The organism is Nitrospiraceae bacterium (genome assembly GCA_035623075.1).
Lineage (GTDB): Bacteria > Nitrospirota > Nitrospiria > Nitrospirales > Nitrospiraceae > DASPUC01.
Genome location: DASPUC010000057.1, coordinates 110,681 through 117,278 on the forward strand (window position 1 = coordinate 110,681; position 6,598 = coordinate 117,278).

Annotated in this window: 9 protein-coding genes; 4 read left to right on the forward strand and 5 right to left on the reverse strand. The window is 53.9% G+C overall.

Translation table 11 applies throughout. The annotated features are described in order from the left end of the window. Positions 1-39: 39 nt before the first annotated feature. A complete protein-coding gene (locus tag VEI50_17010) occupies positions 40-678 on the reverse strand; it encodes a response regulator (GenBank protein HXX76832.1) in 639 nt (212 codons plus the stop codon). Positions 679-792: 114 nt separating this feature from the next. Next, the gene (locus VEI50_17015) at positions 793-1,239 is read right to left on the reverse strand and encodes a GatB/YqeY domain-containing protein (protein HXX76833.1); all 447 of its coding nucleotides are present in this window, start codon (positions 1,237-1,239) and stop codon (positions 793-795) included. A 196-nt stretch (positions 1,240-1,435) separates the two neighbouring features. Between VEI50_17015 and VEI50_17020 the strand changes: the two genes are divergently transcribed. Both VEI50_17020 and VEI50_17025 read left to right on the forward strand, forming a co-directional pair. Continuing rightward, positions 1,436-2,080, forward strand: a complete 645-nt coding sequence (locus VEI50_17020) for a hypothetical protein (GenBank protein HXX76834.1) — start codon at positions 1,436-1,438, stop codon at positions 2,078-2,080. 35 nt (positions 2,081-2,115) lie between these two features. Further along, positions 2,116-2,328: a hypothetical protein gene (locus tag VEI50_17025; GenBank protein ID HXX76835.1), complete on the forward strand. Its 213-nt coding sequence runs from the start codon at positions 2,116-2,118 to the stop codon at positions 2,326-2,328. Positions 2,329-2,420: 92 nt separating this feature from the next. Here VEI50_17025 and VEI50_17030 read toward each other — a convergent pair whose 3' ends face one another. Continuing rightward, complete coding sequence (locus VEI50_17030; protein HXX76836.1) at positions 2,421-3,815, reverse strand: MFS transporter; 1,395 nt, start codon at positions 3,813-3,815, stop codon at positions 2,421-2,423. 146 nt (positions 3,816-3,961) lie between these two features. Here VEI50_17030 and VEI50_17035 point away from each other — a divergent pair, with 146 nt between their 5' ends. Further along, positions 3,962-4,609, forward strand: a complete 648-nt coding sequence (locus tag VEI50_17035; protein ID HXX76837.1) for a hypothetical protein — start codon at positions 3,962-3,964, stop codon at positions 4,607-4,609. 53 nt (positions 4,610-4,662) lie between these two features. Beyond that, positions 4,663-4,944, forward strand: a complete 282-nt coding sequence (locus VEI50_17040) for a hypothetical protein (GenBank protein ID HXX76838.1) — start codon at positions 4,663-4,665, stop codon at positions 4,942-4,944. Positions 4,945-5,045: 101 nt separating this feature from the next. On the opposite strand, the gene VEI50_17045 is transcribed toward VEI50_17040, so the two are convergent. Both VEI50_17045 and htpX read right to left on the reverse strand, forming a co-directional pair. Beyond that, on the reverse strand, positions 5,046-5,540 hold the full coding sequence (locus VEI50_17045; GenBank protein HXX76839.1) for a glutathione peroxidase: 495 nt from the start codon (positions 5,538-5,540) through the stop codon (positions 5,046-5,048). 116 nt (positions 5,541-5,656) lie between these two features. Beyond that, entirely contained in the window at positions 5,657-6,574 is a 918-nt protein-coding gene (gene htpX, locus VEI50_17050; protein ID HXX76840.1) for a protease HtpX, read from the reverse strand. Positions 6,575-6,598 lie beyond the last annotated feature (24 nt).

Here is a 6,598-nt window from a genome sequence, read left to right on the forward strand (position 1 = left end):
TCCTGCCCCGTAGGTGGTGTGTGTGAGAAAGACTAGCAGCTAGTCATGGTAAACACCAGGATAAAGCTTTTTAATACACGGCTGACAGAGCCCATGACTGAACTCTGCCTCGGAATGCTCGCCGAGGTATTCTTCCAATTGTTGCCAGAACCCGCTGTCATTCCTGATTTTTTTGCATGATGCGCAAATAGGGATGAGGCCGCGGAGCACTTTCACTTCCTTGAGAGCCTTCTGAAGCGCCTCGTTGCTCCGACGCAGCTCCAGTTCGCGCGCTTTCCGGCAATCCATCTCCTGTTTGAGGGTCAACGCCGACGAGACGCGGGCTAAGAGTTCAAGGTTGTTAACGGGTTTGGTAATGTAATCAACGGCTCCAGCAGCAAACGCGGCCTGCAAATTCGAGAGGTCGTTTTTCGCCGTGACCATAATGATGGGAATGTCTCGCAGATGATCGCGACGTTTAATCTCCCGGCAAGCCTCCACACCATCCTGTTCCGGCATCAGCACATCCATGAGAATGAGGTCGACCGTCGGTGAAGACACCTGTTCTTCGAGCTTCAAGGTGACGAACGCGGATTTTGCTGAATCTGCGGTCAGAACATCCGAGTGGCCGGCCTTCCCGAGAATCGAACGAAGAAGCGCTTGTTGATCTGGAGAGTCGTCGACGATGAGAATGCTCATGCGTGTGTCCAACCCACAAACACAACGAATGATTACGTAGATGCCGTCATAGGCACGTGATGTCAGTATAGCAGGGAAAATAGCCTAGGGAAGGGAAACCAGAAGTTCGCAAATCTATTGCAGCTTGGATCGGACGAGATCGCTGACTTGCTTGCCGTCAACGGTTTGACCAGCGAGACGCGCCATGACGACTTTCATCACCGTTCCCATGTCCTTGACGGAAGTTGCTCCGACGTCGCGGATGACGGCTTCAACCACTCCGACAAGCTGATCGGGAGAAAGAGCTTGCGGAAGATAGGCTTCGATGATGGCAATCTCACGGCGCTCTTTCGCGGCCAACTCCGCTCGGTTACCTTTTTCAAACTGCTCGACCGACTCTTTGCGTTGCTTAATCATGGTCGTCATCACCCGGCTCATTTCCGCGTCGTCGAGATCCTTCTTGAGTTCGACTTCCTTATTGAGCACAGCAGCTTTGATCATACGAATGACATCCATGCGCAGTTGGTCGCGTGATTTCATAGCTTGTTTCAGATCATCAGCTAAACGATCGCGGAGGGACATGCTCGCCTCTCAGAAAGGACAGTGCCCGGCTTTTGCGGAGAATACCGCGTCATCAGACCTCAGTCAATGAGGCTGGGTGATGGGCGTTTTGGGATCAGTGTGGGGCAGTGGTTTTCACCCCATCGGAGGAGTATGATTCAGACAAAGACCAGATGCAGGCTAGAATGAATCGGAGCGAATGTTGGGAGTGCTGGCCATGGTACGGCGAGGCTCCGCAATTAACATGGGGAGAGTCGCACTAGTGGCTCTCATGTTCGCGGGATGCTCCAGTGCTCCGCCTCCGACATTGGCAGTTAGCGGATTGGATATAGCTCCTTCCCCCCTAGCCATTCCCTCTGATGTACAGCGTCTGGCTGTGTTGTATCCTCGGGTGAGCAATTCCGAATGGTCCAGCGCCTACAGCCGATTGGAAGGGGCAGCGTTTCAACTCAAAGCGTATCGTCCAACACTTAGAATCATTGATCGTTCCAACATGCCGACCGTCTTCACGGAGCAACGATTTCAGTCCGGTGGTCTGGTATCCGATGAGAGTGCCGTTCGAATCGGCCAGATGTTGGGAGTGGACAGTGTGCTGCTCTATCGAATCGATGGGCCAACGTTGCGGGAGCGGCTCTGGGCCCGCCAATACCACGATTTGCCGCCGATTACCGTAACAACCAAAATCATCCGCGTCGAAAGCGCGGAAGTCGTGTATCATGATGTCGTCACGGCTCAGGTAGAAGACGCTGATGGATCAGAATGGTCTCATTCCGACAATCTCGACTATCAGCGATGGAGTCGTGAAGCATTAGATCGCGGGATCACGCAGACCGTCGTTGACCTACAACGTGCATTTCATTAATTGATGGCAGACTGACTCGAAAGGAGTGAAAGGTGATGGACCATCGACGGAGTGGTGCAAAGGAAGTCATGATAGCAACGGCGCTCAGTCTCATCGGATGCCTAGGGATAACGGCTTGTGCCAGTGACCCGCCAAAAGCTCCACCGGCTCCCACGCCGGATCAGGTGCGGAGTCATGCGGACAAAACCTTCGACAAACTCAAGCAGGATGAGCAGGAACGAGCCTCCCAGGCCAATACGCCTCGTTAATTTCGCGGAATACAGAACAGTCACCATCGGGCTTCGAGAGAGCGACCGCCATCGCTGTGATGAAGAAGTCTTCGAATATTCCGACTATCCTCTCAACGATCAATTTTCCATACACCAAATTGAGCGATGGTTCGTAGAAGCGGCAATTCCCACATGAGCCGATGGTGGGGGACCTGCTCCGTAATCCTGACCTCGTGAAAAGTTCCGATCAAGGTCGCAGATACGAGCAAGCGGAGGCAGCCGGAGAGGAAAAACACGAACGGCAAGTTCGAAGGGGGGGCAGCTGTCAACCAGCCGATATGGATCTCTCCTGGGAGAGTGTGAATGAGCCAGCTTCCCGTCAGGGCTCCGAGTGACCACCCCAGAGCATTGATCGTGTTGGAGAGAGCGACCGCTTTGGCGCGATCTTCTGGCCGAACCGCGTCGAACACATAGTTCTGCAGTCCCAACGAAAGTCCGGCCCACATTATGCCGCCGAGGAAGTTCAGTGCAACGAGAAACGCCCAGTTTGTGCTGAAGAGATAGCCCATCGGCAGAAATGGGACCATGAAGCTGGTTGTGGTCAACAATGCTTTGTTGCCGAATCGATCCCCAAAATGTCCCCATCGGTTCAGCGTAAGAAATTGTCCCAGAATCCCGGCGGCGAGCCAGCCTCCATATTCCCAATAAGACAGATGCAGATCCCGTAGCATGTAAATGACAAAAAACGGTCCTGCGATCAACACGGCGACGTGCATGAGGCCGGAGAAGCACACGAACCATCGGAAGTCGGTCGTCGCCCGATGCCGTAAGAATCGGCGGAACCCCTCTTGATCCTGGATCCGCGTCAGATGATGGGGGTCCTCCACTCGTGTGAGGTACCGCGCTGACACAAGGCGCGCACCGCCGGCAATCGAGAATAGGATGAAGAAGCCGATATAGGCGAGTTCGTACTGCTTCCAGAGGGTCAACACAGCCCCTCCAATGCACAGCGTCAGAAGACTGACGACGGCCATGATTCGAGCACGATGGGCAAAGTATGCTCCGCGCTGATTCGGGTCGAGCAGATCAGTAATGAAACTATTCCATGCAGGGGTAGTGAAGTGATTGAAAGCAAAGTAACCGGCGGCTCCTGCGATCGCGAGCCAAGGTCCCCATTGCGGAAGCCACCATGGGAGCAACACGATGGGAAGCCAAATCACCGCCTGTCCGATCGTCCCCGCCAGGATCAGGGTTTTGCGATCGGGAAACCAACGCAAGACTTTCACGGCGAGCAGTTGCGCCCATGTTCCGATCAGCTGGGGCAGGGCTGAGAGGATGCTTAACTGGAACGGAGAGGTCTGCAGGAGGAGTGCAAATGCGGAAAGATATTGTTCTCCGGCCCCTTGAGTGACAGCCTGACAGAGGCCGTCACGGAGGCCGTAGCGCTGGCCTTGCGCCACGGCGTTTTGAGCGGTGGGCGGCAGTGGTGAAGAAACTTCCGGGCAAGATGCTCGTTCGAAACTCACGGAGCCGGCTTTCTCTATCCGTCAGGTCTGGTAGACTTACCCCACTGAGCGTACCACAGCCGGCGGCTGATTGCGGCTGGTTCGGCCGGTTATTGACCCGCGGGCAAGCACCCGATACCATAAAAGGGAGAAGTAAGAGGCGAGCAATGAATCTTCCTTGTATTCTTGCTCCGACAGTCGGTCGAATTCTTGCTGCGGTGGTGTTCGTTTCTGTCGGTGCAGGTTATCTGGTAGGGGAAAGCATCGCGCGAGACCTCGTGACGCCGAAGGAACAGGCCACGACGGAATTCGAGCCGACCCAAAGTCCGTCCTTCGACGAACAGAAGAGGGGGATCCCACAGTCGCTCTTCACCTGGATCAAGATGGCGAAGGGCTATGAAGTAGAATGGGACAGCTTTGGACGAAAGGGCTGGTATACCCAAGACCCGCGGATTAAACCGATCGAACCGACCACAACCTTCTCCCCCGAAACTCCGGCTATCTACATTGTATTTGAAGTCGCACCGCTCGAGGACCCTGCTCAGTTCAGTGCCCAGTGGTTCTTAGAAGGGGAGGGAGGAAAATTGTCTGAGTCGCCGATCGGCAAGGATACGCTGGAGGTTCCCGGACACGAACGGTATGGTTTTCTCGAGTTGAAGCGGGCCGGTGACAAGTGGGCTCCCGGCAGGTATCTGGCGAAGCTCTTCATCACGCCGCTCGGACAACAACCCTTTCACGCCGTCAATCAAGTTGGCACAATGCGATTCACCATTGCCGACACGCAAGCGCCATCAACCTCCCCTACGAAACAATAGAGCGGTCTCCTTCTCAGTCATCCTCAGCGCCCTGCTATAAAGGAGTGACAATCGTGCAACGGATAAAAGAAACGGATCCGGACAAGCTGGCGTTGCTCTATGAACGATTCAAGGATGTGTGTTTAGTGGAAAAAGAAGTGTGGAAGGAAATCTATATGCCCCGAGACGTGTCGCAGGGACCGGTCAGGACGAATATCCAAGACCGCTATGAAGTCGAAATCGATGATCCTTCGATCGAAGACACGCTGGAGGCCAACATCCCTCGCGGCAGCGGTGCGTTAGCCGCCGCCATTCAAGAATATCGCACTCATATCAGTTTTTTTAAGACGAGGTGACGTCTGAGCGTTCAGCCGTCCGCTGTCAGCGCCCCCACCTTCCCTCCCCTCGTAGGGGGAGGGTAAGGGAGAGGGTTGAGCTGATCGCTGAAAGCGGATAACTATTTAGACAGTGCCGTCTCGATTCCACGGACGATTTCTTCCGAGAGCGGCTTGGTCCGGTGGTGATAGCGGGCGACGACGTTGCCCGACCGATCGATCAAATACTTCTGGAAGTTCCATTCCACTTCGCCCGGAAAGGGGCTTTGCTCGGTCAGGTAACGATAGAGAGGATGTTTGTCGTCGCCCTTTACGCTGATTTTGCTGAATAGCGGAAAGGTCAAGCTGTATTTTGTGAAACAAAAGTTCTTGATCTCCTGGTTCGTGCCAGGCTCCTGTTGACCGAAGTTATTGGCGGGAAAGGCGAGGATTTCGAACCCTTTCTCCTGGTACGTTTCGTACATTTTTTCCAATTCAGAATACTGCGGTGTATTGCCGCACATACTTGCGGTGTTCACGACCAACAGGACTTTACCGCGGTATTGACTCAGATTTACGGGTTTCCCGTCGATATCATCCATCGTAAAATCATAGATGCTCGTTGTTTTTGCAGCCATGATCATTCCTTCTTGATCGGCCTGCACTGTGTGCAAGCCGGCTATGAGTCCCCATCCCACGACAAGGGCGGATACGGCGCACATGATCTTCGACATGATGACCTCCTCGATCGAGGTTACAAGCGCTCCAGCGTTGCAATCCGGTCTTCAATCGGCGGATGCGTTGCGAACAAATGCCACAAGCCTGACGATCTACCGGCAATCTTCATCGTCGCTAATGCATCTTGCGTCGCGTATTCCTGCTCAGTGGACTTCACCCACCGATCGATTCCACGTAAAGCAGAGATCATCGAGCTCTTCCCATAGACCTTAGCAGAGAAAGCGTCGGCCGCATATTCGCGGTGACGCGAGTGCCAGTTAATCACCAGAGATGCCAAGATGGTTAAGATGATCTGTAGAAAGATAAATACGACCATTGCCAGCAGTGGATTTCCCGTCGATCCTTCCTCCCGATCTTGGCTAGGCTGGGCCAGAATCTGGTAAACAAAATGGCTGATGTAATAAACGAACGTGTTCATTAGGCCCGCGAGAACAGTCGTCGTGAACATGTCCCCGTTGAAAACATGTCCCATCTCATGGGCGAGTACCCCCTTGACCTCTTGCTCCCTCAGATTCTGCAAGAGACCTGTCGAAACGGCCACCATCGCATTATTCTTACTGGGGCCGGTGGCAAAGGCATTGGGATCCGGCGACTCATAGACCCAGACCTCCGGCATCCTAATATGGAGGCGCTGGGCAATTTCCTGAACTGACCCATAGATGACCTGCTCGGCATGGGACCGAGGGTGGGTGATCTGTTGGCAATCCGCCAGCATGGCACGCGCCATCTGCTTCGAAAAGGCCAAGCTGATGAAGGCCCCGCCGAACCCGATAACGAGAGCCCAGACAAGCAATTGCTGATTGAACACCCCGCGCACATCAATGCCAAACATCGGAAGAATGATATTGATCAAGATGTTGGCGGTAATTGAGAGGGTGAGATAAATGAGAATGTTCGCGATCAGGAACAACCCAATACCCTTAATCCACTTCATTGATTTCCTCCTTAGCGGGGGCTG